Annotated in this window: 17 protein-coding genes; 13 read left to right on the top strand and 4 right to left on the bottom strand. The window is 69.2% G+C overall.

The annotated features are described in order from the left end of the window. Window positions 1-149 precede the first annotated feature (149 nt). Window positions 150-806, top strand: coding sequence for a hypothetical protein (locus ACFVS6_RS14045; protein WP_389703614.1), 657 nt, complete (start codon window positions 150-152; stop codon window positions 804-806). Window positions 807-884: 78 nt separating this feature from the next. Here the strand turns inward: ACFVS6_RS14045 and ACFVS6_RS14040 are convergent, their stop codons facing one another. Further along, the gene (locus ACFVS6_RS14040; RefSeq protein ID WP_389703612.1) at window positions 885-2,903 is read right to left on the bottom strand and encodes a hypothetical protein; all 2,019 of its coding nucleotides are present in this window, start codon (window positions 2,901-2,903) and stop codon (window positions 885-887) included. Between the two features lie 319 nt (window positions 2,904-3,222). Between ACFVS6_RS14040 and ACFVS6_RS14035 the strand changes: the two genes are divergently transcribed. From ACFVS6_RS14035 to ACFVS6_RS14025, 3 genes are all read left to right on the top strand, one after another. Next, window positions 3,223-3,366 carry a hypothetical protein gene (locus ACFVS6_RS14035; protein ID WP_389703610.1) on the top strand — a complete coding sequence of 48 codons (144 nt, stop codon included), beginning with the start codon at window positions 3,223-3,225 and terminating at the stop codon, window positions 3,364-3,366. A gap of 1,042 nt (window positions 3,367-4,408) precedes the next feature. After that, the gene (locus ACFVS6_RS14030; protein WP_389703859.1) at window positions 4,409-4,960 is read left to right on the top strand and encodes a restriction endonuclease; all 552 of its coding nucleotides are present in this window, start codon (window positions 4,409-4,411) and stop codon (window positions 4,958-4,960) included. Between the two features lie 440 nt (window positions 4,961-5,400). Then, entirely contained in the window at window positions 5,401-5,760 is a 360-nt protein-coding gene (locus ACFVS6_RS14025) for a hypothetical protein (protein ID WP_389703608.1), read from the top strand. Window positions 5,761-5,923: 163 nt separating this feature from the next. Here ACFVS6_RS14025 and ACFVS6_RS14020 read toward each other — a convergent pair whose 3' ends face one another. Next, window positions 5,924-6,295, bottom strand: coding sequence for a hypothetical protein (locus tag ACFVS6_RS14020; protein WP_389703606.1), 372 nt, complete (start codon window positions 6,293-6,295; stop codon window positions 5,924-5,926). Window positions 6,296-6,447: 152 nt separating this feature from the next. Here ACFVS6_RS14020 and ACFVS6_RS14015 point away from each other — a divergent pair, with 152 nt between their 5' ends. The 4 genes from ACFVS6_RS14015 to ACFVS6_RS14000 all read left to right on the top strand — a co-directional run bounded on the left by ACFVS6_RS14015 (window position 6,448) and on the right by ACFVS6_RS14000 (window position 9,085). Further along, a complete protein-coding gene (locus ACFVS6_RS14015) occupies window positions 6,448-6,687 on the top strand; it encodes a hypothetical protein (RefSeq protein WP_389703605.1) in 240 nt (79 codons plus the stop codon). Window positions 6,688-7,103: 416 nt separating this feature from the next. Continuing rightward, window positions 7,104-7,436, top strand: a complete 333-nt coding sequence (locus ACFVS6_RS14010) for a radical SAM protein (RefSeq protein ID WP_389703604.1) — start codon at window positions 7,104-7,106, stop codon at window positions 7,434-7,436. A 95-nt stretch (window positions 7,437-7,531) separates the two neighbouring features. Beyond that, complete coding sequence (locus ACFVS6_RS14005; RefSeq protein WP_389703602.1) at window positions 7,532-7,891, top strand: SPASM domain-containing protein; 360 nt, start codon at window positions 7,532-7,534, stop codon at window positions 7,889-7,891. A 15-nt stretch (window positions 7,892-7,906) separates the two neighbouring features. Further along, window positions 7,907-9,085 (top strand): methyltransferase domain-containing protein, encoded by a 1,179-nt coding sequence (locus tag ACFVS6_RS14000; RefSeq protein WP_389703600.1) that lies wholly within the window; start codon window positions 7,907-7,909, stop codon window positions 9,083-9,085. A 629-nt stretch (window positions 9,086-9,714) separates the two neighbouring features. On the opposite strand, the gene ACFVS6_RS13995 is transcribed toward ACFVS6_RS14000, so the two are convergent. Beyond that, window positions 9,715-10,143 (bottom strand): RacP protein, encoded by a 429-nt coding sequence (locus ACFVS6_RS13995; RefSeq protein WP_389703599.1) that lies wholly within the window; start codon window positions 10,141-10,143, stop codon window positions 9,715-9,717. A gap of 3 nt (window positions 10,144-10,146) precedes the next feature. After that, entirely contained in the window at window positions 10,147-11,265 is a 1,119-nt protein-coding gene (locus ACFVS6_RS13990; protein WP_389703597.1) for a DUF6192 family protein, read from the bottom strand. Between the two features lie 981 nt (window positions 11,266-12,246). Here ACFVS6_RS13990 and ACFVS6_RS13985 point away from each other — a divergent pair. The 5 genes from ACFVS6_RS13985 (at window position 12,247) to ACFVS6_RS13965 (ending at window position 15,846) form a co-directional block, all read left to right on the top strand. Beyond that, window positions 12,247-12,651 (top strand): hypothetical protein, encoded by a 405-nt coding sequence (locus ACFVS6_RS13985; protein ID WP_389703595.1) that lies wholly within the window; start codon window positions 12,247-12,249, stop codon window positions 12,649-12,651. A gap of 120 nt (window positions 12,652-12,771) precedes the next feature. Beyond that, window positions 12,772-13,515: an ATP-binding cassette domain-containing protein gene (locus ACFVS6_RS13980; RefSeq protein WP_389703593.1), complete on the top strand. Its 744-nt coding sequence runs from the start codon at window positions 12,772-12,774 to the stop codon at window positions 13,513-13,515. 1 nt (window position 13,516) lies between these two features. Beyond that, window positions 13,517-14,791, top strand: coding sequence for a hypothetical protein (locus ACFVS6_RS13975; RefSeq protein ID WP_389703592.1), 1,275 nt, complete (start codon window positions 13,517-13,519; stop codon window positions 14,789-14,791). After that, window positions 14,788-15,387 (top strand): hypothetical protein, encoded by a 600-nt coding sequence (locus ACFVS6_RS13970; RefSeq protein ID WP_389703590.1) that lies wholly within the window; start codon window positions 14,788-14,790, stop codon window positions 15,385-15,387. The genes ACFVS6_RS13975 and ACFVS6_RS13970 overlap by 4 nt, the downstream gene beginning before the upstream one ends. A 60-nt stretch (window positions 15,388-15,447) precedes the next feature. Continuing rightward, entirely contained in the window at window positions 15,448-15,846 is a 399-nt protein-coding gene (locus tag ACFVS6_RS13965) for a hypothetical protein (RefSeq protein ID WP_389703589.1), read from the top strand. Window positions 15,847-15,989: the final 143 nt, after the last annotated feature.

Below are 15,989 nucleotides of genomic sequence, written 5' to 3'. Positions count from 1 at the left end.
GCTGGTCAGGCTCTCGGAGGGTGTTCCGGCAGCCGGGATCCTCGCGGGTGCCAGCATTTCTGCCTACCTGACTACCCGTCGGAGATCCCGCTTCATGAAAGCGCGAGGCTAAGCTCGACCCCACCCCACCAGTGAACGGACCCCCTTCCATGACTAACGGCCTCACCTGGATAGGTGCCCACGCCTACACCGCCACGCCCGTCACCGGAATGCGCGGCGGTATCTCCCTTACCCTCGCCCGAGGCATCGACCCTGACGAGTTCCTGATCAACCTCGGGGCCGACCTTGATCAGCTCGCCGCCCGCACCCCGCTGGCCGAACTGCGTAGCGAGCCCACCCCGACCGGCCACGACCCCACCCGCTACGCCTACGCGATGTACGGCAGCGAGGGTGAGTGGACGTATGTGCTGGAGAACGACCACGCCGCGACCTGGGCAACCGGCTTCCGCCGTGTCCCCTCGATGCGGCCCGGCCCGGGTGAGGAGATCCTGTGCGCCAGCCGGAACCTGTACAGCCCGCCCGCCGCGCTCCTGCACGTAGAAGGCGACGAGGTGATACGGCGCGCAGAGTTCGGCACCACCACCGGCCACGAGTCGGAGTTGGATGCGGCGCTCACCGCCGCCGGCGCCGTCTTCCCCTCCATCCCCGACGCCACCGCCGACGAGGTGACCGCCTTCTACGAGCAGCACGGCGCGCGCCTGCCCGCCCTTGTGTTCACCGCGCTGGGCGCGTACACGGGGCTGAGCATCGACCAGGATGCCGCACAGGCCGGGAATCTCCCCGCTGTTCACCTCCTCACTCCTTGAGTCGCACGCGCCTGCACAACGGCTTCGGCCCCCACCCTGACGGCAGGGTGGGGGCCGAAGCGTGCTGGCACTGGGGTGTTATTGCGCGACGAGTTCGCAGATCACGGGCTGACCGCCGCCGACACCGTAACGGCAGGTGCCGCCGTCGTTCATGCGCGTATCCAGCCAGTACGCATCCTTGTCCTTGATGCGCATCTGCTTCATGAAGTTCGCGAAGTGGCCGCCCATGGATTCCTGGTTGTGCATGCCCGAGATCGCCGCCCGGCCGCACACCTCGTTGAACGTGGGGTCACCCCCGTTCTGTGAGAACAGGTGGATCATGCTGCCGTGCTTCTTCGCGTACATCGAAATGCACGCATCCCCGCTGGGCGTGGTCTTCCCCGGCGGGATCGCCGGGTTGATGCCGCCCTCGGTGGACGACATGCCGCCGCTGTTGTACGAGGACGCGAACGCGAACTCGTCACAGTTCAACGTGTCGCCCGCATCCACCAGGGCGGAGGTGTCGCCGTTGTTCGCGGCCCACCCCGTGGGGCAGATCCGCGTACGGGAACGGTTGTTCTGCGACTCATCACCCATGTAGTATAGGGGCTTCTGATCAACCATTGAACCCGGGTGCTTGGCCGTGGCCTTCTGAATCAGCCACGCGTGAGCGGCGGCCTGCGGGAACGCCTTCGCGTTGAACGTGTACGTGGGAGCGACGTTGACGAACACACAGCCCGGAACCGATCCCGCCGGGGCGTCTGCTGCGGGGGTGTCGCAGCGGATACGGTCGAGGTCCTCGGTGCCGCCGTCGTAGTCAAGTGACCACTGGTAGCCGGTCTTGAACGGGCGGATCTTTCCGTCGGCGGGGAGAATGTTCGCGTCGATCTGTATGTCAGGCTTGAACCGGTAGTCCGTACCGGCCAGCGACGTATCCCAGCTGAACGGCGTCGTCAGCGTCGCCGAGTGCATTTCACCCGGCACCCACCACGGCTTGCCCTTCCACGCCGTCACCGGCTGCTCCTGCGGCGTACACGAGGTTTCGCACAGGTGATTCCAGCCCACGAAGTTGATCTCACGGAACGCGGGCGGGATCTGCTGGGCGGGCTCGATCGTCAGGTGCTCGGTGAACGTGTTCTGTCCGTCAAGTTCCAGCATCCGCAGGAACATGAAATTCGCCACAGCCTGTGGCACACCGTCCATGCTGATGATGACCGGCACCGTGCGCACGTCGCACTCGATGAACCGGGTCGCGAGAATGGACTCGAAGTCGGTATTGCACCACTCCACACCCGCGGTCGCCGCCGCCGCACCCGCCTTCGCGGACGCATCGGGCGCCTTGTCCTTGGGGGCTGGGATCGACTTGCCGAAGCACACCTGACGGCCGTCCGCGTCCGGCTCGCTGCACTGCTCCACTGCATCCTTCGCCGCCGACGTCGGCCGCGACGACAGCGGCGTACCGGCCTGGCCCAGGGGCTTGGTCTGGTAGTAGTGCGGCTGCTGCGCGTCGAAGTGGTTCGGGTTGGGGCTCGCGTAGTTCGGCGTCGGCAGGGTGAGATCCACCGGCAGCTCCACCCGGAACTTCGCCCACGGAGACCACACCGTCTCATACAGCGAACCGTCGTAGGCGTTGGTGCGGAACACATAGTTCGTGTTCAGCGCCAGCTTGCCCGCCGGAACGTCAACCGTCGCCGTACCCCCCGAAGCCACATTGGGGGAGACGATGACGCCATAGGCGGAGTCGTTCAGCTTGACCTTGGTTACCGGCTTCCCGGCCGCGTCCGCGGTCCACACCTCGAACGTCAGATTGGCCTGATCCCCATCGGGGTCGGTCACCGTGTTCGTAAGCTGCACCTTTTGCGAGTTCACCCGCTGGAACCCGCCAGGCGCCGCGTTCCTCGACAGCGGCGCAGCCTTGGGCGTCTTACCCGAGGCCGGGCGCGCGCCCGCCGCCGCAGCGAACGCCTTCTCTGGACCGTGCACCTTCGGCGGTGCCGCATTGGGGTCGGGTTTTACGGCCGGAGCCGCGCCCGCCACTCCGCCGGCACTTAACAGCATCAGTGCCGCGGTGCCCACAGCGAGAGCGGCCTTCCTTCTGGTTCTCGACGTGCCGAACATGGCATGTCCCTTCTGGCCCCACCGCCCCTCAACCCGGACGGCAGGACATTGCTGGTTCGTGTCGCGCCGCCCCCTTTCCTACGCGCGCTGATGATCAGCCAGCAACGCCCCCAAGTCGGGAGGTTCTTCCTTATCCGGAGTTAACAGGCGTGACGCACAGCACGGTTGTACCGGCACGGGTAAAGGCTTGGGGGAGACGCCACACACCATCGCCACACTCCACCCTTCAACGCGCCCGAAAACGCTCCCCGCTCGCCCTGTCGGGCCGCCCGCCTACCAGCGCATTCCTACTGTTGTGCGGCAGGCCGCAGGACCAGTCATGGCCCGCGAAGTCCGTGAGGCGGTGGGGACGGACGTCAGCGTGCGGGCCAAGATGGAACAGCTACGCGTCAAGCTGGTCAGACTTGTCGATCCCGGCTTGCTGCGGAATCGCCCCGACGGCCGGTTCACCACGTGCCTGTGACCACCCGCCACGGACGGCTCCGGCCGCGCCTACCGCGACCCCGCCGGCCGCCGCTCCGGCCCCCGCTCCCGCACCCGCGGCCGGTGCCCGGGTACCGGCCGACGACCCGTAGGCACCGCCCGCCCGACCGATTCCCGCCCCCGCTCCGGCAGCGCCCGCTCCTGCTCCCGGGGTGGCGGTCGGCGCCGCGAGGGACGTGCTGGCCGAACGCATAGGCGCGGCCGGTGACCCGTGGGCCGCGCCCGCCGCGTCCGTGCCTGCGAGTTCGGATGCGAAGCGGGTATGGGTCCCGCTGACCGAGGGCCTGACCGTTCCTCGCGGCCTTGACCTCGGCAACCGGCCCCGCGCCCTGAAGCAGCTCAGGGTGCAGCCGGCGGCGCACTCCCAGATGGTCGCGATGGTCAAGGAGGTCCTGCCGGAGCGGGAAGCCGGGCTCCTGATCGGCTCACGCCCATGGCCGCTGCTCGCCGCTCGCATGCAGCAGCTCGGCGAACACCACGGCACCGACACCGTCGCCCAGTACCTGAACCGCTTCACCACCAACACCTCCTGGCAGGAAGCCACCGGCCCCGCCCTGGCCCGCCGCCTCATCGACGCGACCCTCACCTCCCTGACCGCCCCACCTGGTAGGCTTACCCCCGCCCGGCCCCGGGTCTCCGCGGCCGCCGCCCAATCCCGCTGCACCACCACACAGGCTGGCGCCGCGTCCGTCCGGCCAGCCCCGGCGGAGGCTGCGGTACCCGCCCTCGACGAGGTCATGCGCAAGCTCGGCGGAACGACCCGCCGGTGGCGCTTCGACCGGATGGCGACGGTCTGTTACCCCTCCAGCGGGCAGGTGACCTCCTCTTTCGCCGCTGTCGCCAAGTACTACGGAGTCGGCGTGGACATCTGCCCGCCCCGCCGCGGCAACCGCAAAGGGGTGGTGGAGAAGACCAACCACTCCGCCGCTCAACGCTGGTGGCGCACGGTCCCCGACGGGCTGACCGTCGTCCAGGCCCAGTCCGGCATTGCCGCAGTCGCCGTCTCGGCCCTCGTTGCCGGGGTGCTGATCCTGCTCCTCGTCAAGGCCGTACGGCGCGGCTTCTCTGCCTGGGCCGGACGGCGCCGTCGGCCGGAAGGCTGGGACATCCGATTCCTGGGCGGCCTGCATCACACCGAGTTCGAGGAGGCCGTGCGGGATCTGATGCGCCGTGATGGCGCCCGCGACGCCGTCCGCGTGGGCGGCGCTGGCGACAACGGGGCTGACGTCAAGGGGACCGACCCCGCAGGTCGGCGCTGGGTCATTCAGTGCAAGCACCGCCGCGACGGAGCTGCAGGGACTGCAGTTGGCACACCGGACCTCCATGTCCTCAACGGCACCGGACGCCCCGTGCACAGCGGCGATGTCGTCGTCCTCGTCACCAACGGGCGGTTCACTGCACCGGCCGTGGCCTTCGCCCGGAGCCAACGGCTGCACCTGGTCGACCGTGGACTCCTGGACCAGTGGGCCAGTGGGACGGCTCCCTTGTGGGAGCTCCTGCCGCACCTTCCGGGTCCGAGGCGCCGCCGTCCAACATTCCGGAGCGGCCCGCAGGCCCCACCCAGCGAGCCTTGAGAATGAGGAAGCGGGTTGTTGACCGCGGTCAACAACCCAGAGGGGTCGTGCCTCCGGCGAGGCCTCTTCGGGCCGGCCGTGGAGTTGTTGACCGCGGTCAACAACTCACTGGTCCCGCGACCGGGCTGAACTCTCTCGGACTCGGCCCCCGAAGTGTTGATCGCGGTCAACACTTCCGAAGGGGGACGCTGCTGACCTGTCGCAACGAAGTTAGTCGACCAGCTCGTGTTGACCTGCGCGGACTGGATTGAGTGAGACACGAGTGGGTCGGCGATTTGCCTGTGTGCGAGGTCGCTGTCCTTGGCGCTGAGGTTTGACGGCTCAGGCACTCGCCCGCGTGACCAGCCGCCGCGTCGGTAAGATGCGAGCGATCACGTGTGCGACAACGGCTCGTGTGTGCTCCAGGCCGGGGCGTGTAGGTTCGAATAAGGGGGAGCACTGTGGCTCTGGCAGAGCGGCCTTCGCTGGCGTGGGATGTCGCTGACCTGGTGGCTCAGCAGTTGCTAGTCGTGCCGAATCCCCTGGCCGCGTGGAACAGCGACACGTTCTGGGTCTCCGTGTGGGACTCGGACCCTGGCCAGGTCCTTGTCTCCCTGCATGTTCCGCGTGAGAGCGCCGATCCGTTCATCCAGTTGAAGATCGGGTTTGCGGTGTCCGAAGAAAGCCCCAAGCTCCAGGCCGACCGTATCGTCGCCGCCGTCCGGCGCCCGCACCCCCTGAACGGCGCCGTGGTCTGCGCGGGCTATCGAGAGTGCGCCGAAGCCTTCGGATATGACTGGCCGTCGTCGCTGGAAGAGTGAGTCACCAGCCACCGGTCAACTTCAGTGGCCAAGGACAGCTGCTTGACGAACCGCCTTCTTGTTTCAGCGGTCCCTGTCTCATCGAAGTTTGACCAGTATTACCAAAGGCTGACGAGGTGGCCTTCGTATCGGAGTTTGACCGCCGCCAGCTGTGGCGGTGTGGTCACGCTGATGCCTGGGTGTCCACCGTCGCCTCACGTTCGGCGAGGAAAGCGTCGAGGAGCTCGAACAGGACCTCGATGGCCCGCTGCTCGTCCTCGGGCGGCAGGTCCCAGATGTTCTCCCATCCTTGGGGAAGAGCGATGTGCAGGACCTGGCCCGGCCAGCCGTGGTTGCAGTCTCGGCCTCTGTGGGCGACCAGCCACTCGTGAAAGCCTGCGAGAGGGTCTGGACCGCCGTGGCGGTCGGCGTGCGTTGCGTAGCCGGCGAGGAAGACGGTCACCATGTCGAACGAGGTCTTGCCCACGACCATGCTTGGACGCCGACCCATGAAGGCGAAGAACTCGCGCTCGCTCATCTCCGACGGTTGCTTCATGTGCGAGAGCCTATTCCGCACCCAGGTTCTCAAAGGCCCTGCGCGCAGCGGAGGCCGGTCTCGACGTCGATCCGAAGGAGTCCGCGCGCTCCAGCGGGCGGATGTTGTTGAAAGTCAGTACCCGGTACGCGGAGGGCCGTGTCGGTGCTCTGTTGGACGAGGAAGACGTCAGCTCGGTGCCGGCGCCGGCGCACCATTTCGAGGCCGCGCGCCTGATGGGGGCGGTCATGGGCATCGCGGGCATCGCGGTGGGTGGGCCGATGTTGGGGCTTTCCGGGCCCATGACCGTGGCGGCATCAGTCCTGGTGGTGGCTGTCGTGTACCGGAACGCCGTGTTCACCGGCCTTGGGGTTCTGTCGTTCCTGTACCCCGTGGTCTTCCCGGGGAAGTAACGCGTAGGAACGCGCTGGGTGAGGTCGCGGTATCGCGTTGTCCGCTGCTGCTTCGACGGCCCGGCTCCACGGGTCACCCGGTACCCCCTGCGGGGAGAGCGCTGGAACAGCGGATGTGCGGAGCTGTACCGAGGGTCGGGGGAGGGCCGGGCTGCCCCAGCCCGAGGGGCGCGGTGAGGAGGCCTGGGGGCGCCCGAGGAGCCGCATCGGACGGCGGGGAGGGCCTTTCATCGGCCGAAGTGGCCGCATCGCCGGACGGGTTGCGGGCCCGCATCCTACGATCGCGGCATGACGATCGTCCGGGAGGCCCTCGCCCTGCGGTTTCTGTCACTGGAGCTCACCGGCCGCTGCCAGCTCACCTGCCCTGCCCTGCCCTGTGCTACGCCGGGTCGGGTCCGACGCGGGGCCACGGCGGCATGGGCGAGCAGGACTGGTTGCGGACGATCGACCAGGGCGTCGAGCTCGGCGTCGAGGAGGTCCAGTTGATCGGCGGGGAGCCGACCCTGAACCCCGGCTTCGCCGCGATCGCCCGGCACGCGCTGGACGCGGGCCTGCGAGTGCGGGTCTACAGCAACCTCGTCCGCCTGCGCGATGAGCACTGGGAGTTGTGTGAGCACCCCAGGATGCGGCTGGCCGCGACGTACCACAGCAGCATCGCGGCCGAGCACGACGAGGTCACGGGCCGCCGCGGCTCGCACAGCGCGACGCGTACCACATCGTCGAGGCGCTGCGGCGCGGCATCGCGTTGAAGGTCGCCGTCCTCGACTCCGGCGTTCCGGGGCGGGCCGAGCGGGCCCGCGCGAAGCTTGCTGCCCTCGGCGTCCGCGATATCCACGTTGGGAGGGTGCGGGCCGTCGGTAACGCAGCGGGCACCGGGCTGCCGTCGAGGTCCGAGCTGTGCGGGCGGTGCGGGGACCAGCGGGCGGCGGTCCCGCCGGACGGCGACATGGCGGTCTGCGAGATCGGACGCTTCCTGACCACGGGCAACGTCCAGGAAGCCGACTTGGCCTCGGTGCTGTCCGGCCCGCGGTGGGCCGAGGTGAGCGCGAGCGTCCCGCGGCATACGGGCCCGACGTCCTGCCACCCCGACTGCCAGCCGGCCAACCCCGACTCCTGCGACCCCGGCAAGAACACCCCCTGCGACCCGATGGGCTACGCCCCCGCGACCGATTCGCCGGTGGCCGCCGTGCCCGCGCTCGCCTGAAAGGGGAACCTGTTCATGAAGTGGACGCCGGTGGGCTGGGAGAAGCACGCGGTCCGGATGGCCGACGCGACGGTGCGGCCCGAGTCCCGCTGGCACGGGCCCCTGGCCACGGTCCCCCGGCACCTGCTCGTACCCCGCTGGTGGAGTGCCGGTGAGCGGAACGGTGCCTGGGTGTACGAGCTCCGCGACGGCGCCGATGACCCGCACGCGTGGATGAGCAGTGCCTACGACAAGGGCCTGAGCGTGATCACCCGGGTTGGCCCCCACCACGCCGACCACGCCGCCGACGGGGCGGTGGTCCCGGAGGCGTGGCCGACCTCGTCGGCGACGCTGCCGGCGCTGGTGGTGAAGATGTACCAGCACGCCGTCCTCGCCGACACCTCCCGCCTGTTGGTGACCTGCGGCAGCGGCTACGGGACCGCGCTGGCGTGCCGGCGGATCGGCGACGGCCACGTCACGAGCGTGGACGTCGACCCGTACCTCGTCGACGCCGCCCGGCGGCGCCTGGCTGCGGCCGGGAACCGGCCGCAGCTGGAAGTCTGCGACATCACCGGCGGCCTGCCCGGCGTCTACGACCGCATCGTCTCCACCGTCTCGGTCCCGGCCGTCCCGGCCTCCTGGCTGAAGGCGCTGGCCCCGGGCGGACGGATGGTGACGAACCTGTCGGGCACCGGTCTGCTCGTCGTCGCGGACAAGACCCCGGACGGCGGCGCCACCGGAAAGGTCGCTCCGGAGCCCGCCGGATTCATGAGCACCCGCCACGGCGACGACTACCCGCCCACGCCCGAGACCGCAGACCGGTGGGCCACCGCACGGACGGCCGACGGCGAGTCCGTCACCACCGGCCGCTACCCGGTGATGAGGGTCAACAGCACCTGGGACGTGCGCTCCACCCTGGAGCTGACCGTTCCCGGCATCGAGCACCGCATGGAGAGCGCCGCAGATGGCTCCCGCACCGCCTGCATGCTCCACCCGGAAGGATCCTGGGCCCGGGCCACGGCACCGACGGCCCGCGAACTGCCGACCGTCCACCAGGGCGGCCCGCGCCGACTGTGGGACGAACTGGACCGCATCCGCACCTGGCTCGTGACCGACGGAGATCTACCCATCTCGGGCGCAGCCGTACGCATCGACCCGGACGGCGCCTGCCACTTCAGCCGCAGCGGCTGGTCGGCGACCGTCAGCCCCCGATAGGCCACGCCCACGCGAGGCCACACCCGTCCTGCGAGCACCCCGCCGACCGGCCGCGCTCGCCACCCGCCGCGCCCCGAGCCGCCCACGGTGGGTCGGCCCGAGGCAGGCCGCTGCGCCGCCGGCCGGACGGGTGCCCCGGCCTGCCGGTGGTCTTACCTCCGGAGCTCGGCCTGTTCACGGCTGGTTGGGGCCGGCCCGGGTGCCGGGGCAGGTCGATTCGTGTGTCAAGGATGGACTCGGCCCGAGCTGCGAGTGTCTTGCGTCCGGGGGCCGCGCCCCCGACGGTCGGGCTGCGTCCCGCAGGGCCGTGGGGGACATCTGCTTCGAGCTCGTCGAGAGGGGCTTCGGCGCCGGCGACCTGGCGGCGAACGGAGGCATTCTCCTCGGCGTCGCGCTGATGGTCGCCCCAGCCGAGTGCGTCGGGGTCGGTGTGCCAGGGCCGGGAGGCTTGCCGAGGTACCGGCGGCCGTGCCCCCCGGAGCGTTCCCTTCCTGTTTCGTCTGCGCGGTATTGGACGGTCCGAGGGCACCGGCGGTCCCGGATGTGTGAGACGCCGTGGCGCATGCCCGGCTTCTCTCTTGCCCTGAACGGTGGTGCGGGGCCGACCGGAAGTTGGCCGGCCCCGCCTGTCAGGCGTCGGTGAAGTCGGCGATGATGTCGAGCGTCGACTCGACCGAGTTGAGTTGGGTGTTGAGGTGTCTGATCCACCGGCCCTTGGGTTGGAGGACGGCGTGCGGGGCGACGGTCCCGGTGACGAACCGGCGGATCTCGGTGAGCTTGCCGCGGATGACCGCGACCTCGTACGCCTGGAGCTCGACGGGGTCGGCACAGAACTTGTAGCCGTCCTTCAGGGTCCAGATCAGGGGCGGCCAGCCGCGTTCGGTGATGATGTCCCGCAGGCAGGCCAGGCCCGAGCGGGTCTGGTGGGGGGAGAGTTCGCTGGAGCTGACCAGCTGAGGGAAGGTCAGTCCCGCCGGACGGGCCTTGAAGAGCACGAACCGGACGGTGTCGGCGTGCCGCTCGGCGGCGGGGGATCTGCGCTCCGTGGCGCGGGGCATCGCCTATTCACCTTGCAGCAGTCGGGCCAGTTCGTTGTCGACGTCCACCTTGCCGGTGTCCACCGCGGTCTCGATCCAGTCCAGTGTCGCCCGGACTCTCGCGACGTTCTCGTGCACGATGGTGCGCTCGGCGTCGCCCAGTTGGCGGTCGCGCAGGCCCGGGACGACGCGGCCGGACGCCGCGACGAACGCGTGGCAGGCGGTGACCAGGTCTAGGAATTCCACCGACCGGTCGATGTTGCGGATCGCCGGGGCCACGGGGCTGGTCTCCTCGAACTGCTCGCGGGCCTGCCGGCCGTGGTCTGCCTGGGCCCGGTTGACCTGGTGGCGGGCGATGGTGTCGCTCATCGCCCGGTTGGCGATGTCCGGTCTGCGCAGAAGACCGGTGGTCACCTCGGCGGCGACGTGCTCGTCGCGGGTCAGTTCCTCGATGACCTTCACCTTGTCAGTCTTGGGTACGTGGGCGACGACCGAGGGGCGGCGCAGGAAGTCCGGGGCGACGGCCGCCGCGACCTTGTCCTCCCGGGTGAGTTCCTCCACCGCCCTCACCTTGTCCTCGTGCCGGACCTGGGCGACGACCGCCGGACGCCGCAGCAGGTCACCGGTGATGGTCGCGGCTACGCCCTCGTCCTGGGCGAGCGCGTGGATCGCACTGATCTTCTCCTGAGGGGTGATGGGTTTGACCACCTTCCTGCCGACCCTGCGGTTCGCCGCGTCCGGCGTCCAGCGCGACCTGCCCTCGGGTGGGTTGTGGATGGTGGCGAACCGTTCCTTGTCGTCGGTGACGGACGCCAGGATGCAGTGGACCGTGAAGGACACTTCCGCCACTCGCTGCGGCTTGGGCCACCTCGATGCCGTCCATCGGGCCTTGTCCACGGTCGCGTAGGACAATCCGATGTCCTCGGCCAGGCGAAACAAGGACTCCTTCACTGTGAACAGCGACTCGCTCCGCTCCGTACCGCCGTGCTCGCGCATCGGTTCGACTTCGAGTGCGAAGTCACCGACCGCGAACTGGACGCGGCTGGCGGTCTCCACCAGCTTCCTCAGCGCGGCCACGATCTCCGCGTACCGGCTCGCGCTGACTCTGCCGACCTTGTCGGCACGTTCGATCTCTGCAGTCATGGGCATCTCACCCTCAACTGCGGTCTGCGGCACGGTACTCAGGGCCGTGCCAGGACGCAGCCCGCCTCGCGATCGAGAATCGGACCGATAATCGTAAGATCGCAATGATTGATCTGAAATGACCGAAGTCTGATGGAAGATGCAACTCGGACGCCTTCGCGCTGCGGCCACTATGACCGTTCGACGAAGAATTCCTTTCAGATCCACCAGACCCTCGCGACCATCGCCGGGACCGGGGAGCGGTTGAACGGCCGTCCATCGGATGAGTGCGGGCATTGAGGAGATAGCGGTGCGCGGCCACTTCACCGCGTCGGGAGCCTGGTTGCGGCCAGCGTGGCCGGGACCTGCCCGGCGGCCTGGACGATCTTCAGCGGCGCAGCCGGCATGGGTGGCTCGAAGGTTGTGCGGGGCCCGCGACGAGTTCGTGGATCAGGGCGCTGACTCCCTCCTTGCCGATTGGGCCGCCGGCTTCCGTCGCCTGTGGGACCTCCTGCGCGCGCTTCCCCCGGCGGGCTGCCGAGAGGCTTCGTGAAGCGGGCACTCACCGTGGCGCAGCACCCGGTCGTTCAGGTGTCCTTCGTCGAGGTCTACGGATCAGGCACGTTGTCCAGAGCGTTGGCCTGCGGTGTGGGCAGCGTTTCCCGGCCATTCTTCGGGGGATGGCTGCGCAGGATCCGCGGCGGATCGGGTGGCGCGCGGCGAGTTGAGGTGGGGCAAGGGATGCCTTGGGAGGCTGTAGGGGGAGCCCGCTTTCGAGGCCTCTGCGGTTGGGTCGTTGCTCCGGGGCGTAGCGCCACGCACTTCGGTTAGGGCCTGGTCGATCGACTTGAAAGCGCTTGGCTGTCAGCTGAGTTGGTGGTTACTTTACTCAGCGTTCGAACGTTCGAATCAAGCTTTTGGCGTGGTCGGGGGCGTGCAGGCGCCGCACTGCCCCTCGTCCTACGCCGTCCTGTCGTTTTCCTTGTCCGGGATTGGATTGGCATGAGCCTGAGCAACCGCAGAACAGTACGAGGTGTCGTGGTCGGCGTCGCCCTCCTCGGTCTGGCCGGCATCACTCCCGCCTACGCGGAGGGCAGCTGGAGCTCCAACATCAGCGGATGGACCCGCGGTGACGAGTCACGCCGCTGGGACGACCGCAACTCCGATGGCGTCAGCACCTCCGTCGGCTTCGGTGGCTGCGTCACCGACAGTGCCAACGGATTCAACAACGCCACGCTGCAGCTGTGGAAGGACGTCTTCGGTCCGGACGAGGAGCAGGGCGTCCGGACGAACTACTGCAACAGTACCCACTGGGGCGACAAGGCCGCGGCGAAGTACTACTTCGAGCTGTGGGGGCTGGGATCCGGCCGCGTTCTGTCGGTGAACAGCGTCTACACCCAGTACTGATACACATCGAGTGACCGCCGCCTCAAGATGCCTGCAGGGCAGGTTTCTTGAGGCGGCACGCTCGCAGTGGACCATCTACCAGCCGCCCCGCACGGCGGGGGCGGCGGATTGCGCACCCTCATGGCTCTGGTATTCGACGGCGTAGCCTTCCGGTACACGCGGAGGAATGACGTGTTCGACGGGTTCGACCTGCGTCTGGACAGTCCTGCGACGGTCCTCCTGGGACCCAACGGCGCGGGCAAGTCGACGCTCATCGCGCTGGCTTCCTCGCAGCTGCGCCCCCGCGTGGGGAACCTGTCCTTCAAGGACCTCGATCCCGCCAGGCGTCGGGAGCGGGCGGCGTTCCGCCGTCAGGTCGCCTGGATTCCCCAGCAGGTGACGCCGATGCCCGGGCTGACCGTCCGCGAGCAGGTCGCCTACACGGGCTGGCTCAAGGGGATGTCCCGCGCCGCCGCCTGGCAGGCCTCCGAACGCGCACTCGCTCGCATGCAGCTGGGCAAGCTCGCCGACCGCAAGAGTCACCAGGTTTCCGGCGGCCAGCTCCGCCGTATGGGCATCGCGGGCGCCCTGACCCACCGCAGCGAGCTGATCCTCATGGACGAGCCGACCGCCGGCCTCGACCCGCAGCAGAGATCCGTGTTCCGCCGGCTCGTCGAGGAACTCACCGGGGACGTCCAGATCCTGGTCTCCACCCACCAGACCGAAGACCTCTTCGACCTCTACAGCCAGGTCGTCGTCCTGGACGAGGGCACCGTCCGCTTCCAAGGGACCACCGCACAGTTCCACCAGCTCGCCGACCACGGGGAATCACCCCGTGAACACGCGGAGAGCGCCTACGCCCGCCTCGTCGGCAAGGAGGCCTGAGATGCTGCTGCGCACCATCGTCCGGTCCTCCTCGGCCACCTGGCTGCTGCCCCTGCTCGCCCTGTTCGTCGTGACGGCCCTGGGCGACGACCTCACCAGCTGGGTCACCCCGCTCTACTGGCCCTCCGCGACCGGCACCGCGACGTTCGCCCAGCCCTTCATCGCCGCCGCGTGCGCGGCGGCCGGAGCCTGGGAAGGCGCCCGACTCCACCGGGGACGGGTCTTCGACCAGGGCCCCGTCCGCTCCCCGCTCGCCATCACCTTCCCCGCTCTCGCCCCCGTCGTCGTGATGGGCGTGATCGCCCTCCTCGTCGCGTTCGCCACCGCCGCGGCGGCCGCGGATCTCGGCCTCGGGATCCCGCACCTGGGCATCCTCGCCGTCTCGACGGCCATCCTCATCGCGAACACGCTCGCCGGCTGCGTCCTGGGACGCGTCCTGCCCGGTGTTCTCGCGGCCCCCCTTGCCCTGATCGTCGCCTTCATCGCCAACGCCTACCCGGCGTCCTGGTCCACCCGCTGGATCCGGCACATCGTGGCAAGCAGCCTCGACAACTGCTGCGCCGTCGACCAGGTCATCGACCCACGCGCGCTGTGGAGCGGCGCCGTCTTCGCGATCGCCGTCAGCTGCGCCGCCCTGGTCGTGATTCACTTCCGCGGCGTCCTCCCGGCGGTAGTGGCCGCGGCCGTCCTTGCGGTCTCGGGCGCCGGCATCGCCGGATACCTCGCCCGGGACATCGACTACGACCCTGTCGTCGCCCGCCCGACCACCGAACTGATCTGCGACGACGGCACGCCCAAAGTATGCCTGTGGCCGGAGCTGACCCCCCGGGCGGACATGATCACAACCGGAACCCGGGCGGTCACGGACCGCCTGTCCAAGGCCGGACTCACCATCGCACCGACCCTCACCATGGCCGCCGAACCCGGCCCCGGTGAGACCAAGCTCGGCATCCCCACGAAGCCCACCACCGGCGATCTCGCCGCGGGCGTGGCCTCCGGGTTCCTTCCCCGACCTCCCGCCTGCGCCCTCAACGGCGATCCCTATCCCGCGGGGGTCGCGCAAGGCCCGCTCGCAGCCTGGCTCTACGCCACCGCCAGTGGAGAGACCCGCATCGTCGAGGGGCGCTTCGACCCGCGCGACGTCGCCTTCGTCACCGAGAAGGTCCTCAGCCAGCCCAAGGACGTCCAGCTCGACTGGTACAAGCGCAACGCCGCCGCTATGGCCAACTGCACCGACAAGCCCCCGATCGCCCTCACCGCCGGGAACGGCCAGTGATCTGGTGGTGCAAGGCCCGCGCGGTCCCCGCCCTGGCGGCCACACTCCTCGCCACCATCGCCCTCGGACTCCTGATCGGAGACGCCCAGCTCCCCGTCCCCGCACTGACCGGAGCGTCCGGAGACTTCCTCATCGGACACCTGATCACGCTGGCACCGGCGATCGTCCTCCTCTACGGCATGGGCCGCGGCGACCTCGCCACCGAAACAGTCGCGAGCCGACCCCTGCGCACCTGGGACACCGCCCTCGCCGGAACCATCGGCCTCCTCGGCCTGAGCACCGCGGCGATCAGCCGCCTCACAGACACCGACGGCCTCACCATCGTCCTGGGACGCAACCTCGCCGGCTACACCGCCCTCGCCCTCTTCCTCCACCCCCTCCTCGGGCAGCGCCTCTCCACCTCGGCCCTCGCCTGCATCCCCCTCATCTGCGCCGCCACCGGCTGGGCAAGCAACGGCGACCCCGAACACTGGGCCTGGATCCTCCACCCCGCCGACTCCCTCCCCGCCCTGCTCCTCGTCACCGCCCTGCTTCCGGCGGGCATGGCGTTCGCACTGATGTGGCGCCGCCCGCCCCTGACCATCAGGGGCCTGTAGCACGCCACCCCCGGACCCGGCCTCCCAACAGGAGGCCGTCACACCCCATGAAGGAGAAACGTGCACCACATACGCAAGCGCGTCATCCACGGCGCCCTCGCCGCGGCCGTCCTGACCCTGACCGCCGGTATCACCCCCGCCCACGCCGAGGGCTACTTCACCTCCAGCCTCTCGGGCTACACCGACGGCGGTGAGTCCCGCCGCTGGACCGACAAGAACATCGATGCCACCAGCACCGCCGTCGCGCTGTGGGGCTGCAGCGGGTCGCCCCACATGTCGACCGGGTTCCGCCTCGAGGTCTGGAAGGACGTCTTCGGACCGGACGAGGGCAAAGGCTCCAAGCAGAACAGCTGCAACACCAACAACTGGGGCAGGCTTGCCTCCGGCACCTACTACTTCGAAACCCAACTGCCCGGCGGCTTCTCCGTGTCAGCGAGCGGCGTGCGCGTCGACTACTAGACACCAAGCCGATTCAGCGCACGGGGCGGGGGGGCGGACCCGCCCCATCGGGGGCCCCCCCCCGGGCGGCGCGGGGGGGGGGTATAAACAAAAACGAGCCCCCCGGCCCGCATAAAAAAGCGTTTTGGGGGATGGGGATGTAA

The sequence above is a fragment of the Streptomyces sp. NPDC057939 genome (assembly GCF_042887545.1).
In the GTDB taxonomy this organism is placed as follows: Bacteria; Actinomycetota; Actinomycetes; order Streptomycetales; family Streptomycetaceae; genus Streptomyces.
This window is presented reverse-complemented; position numbering and strand designations above follow the sequence as displayed.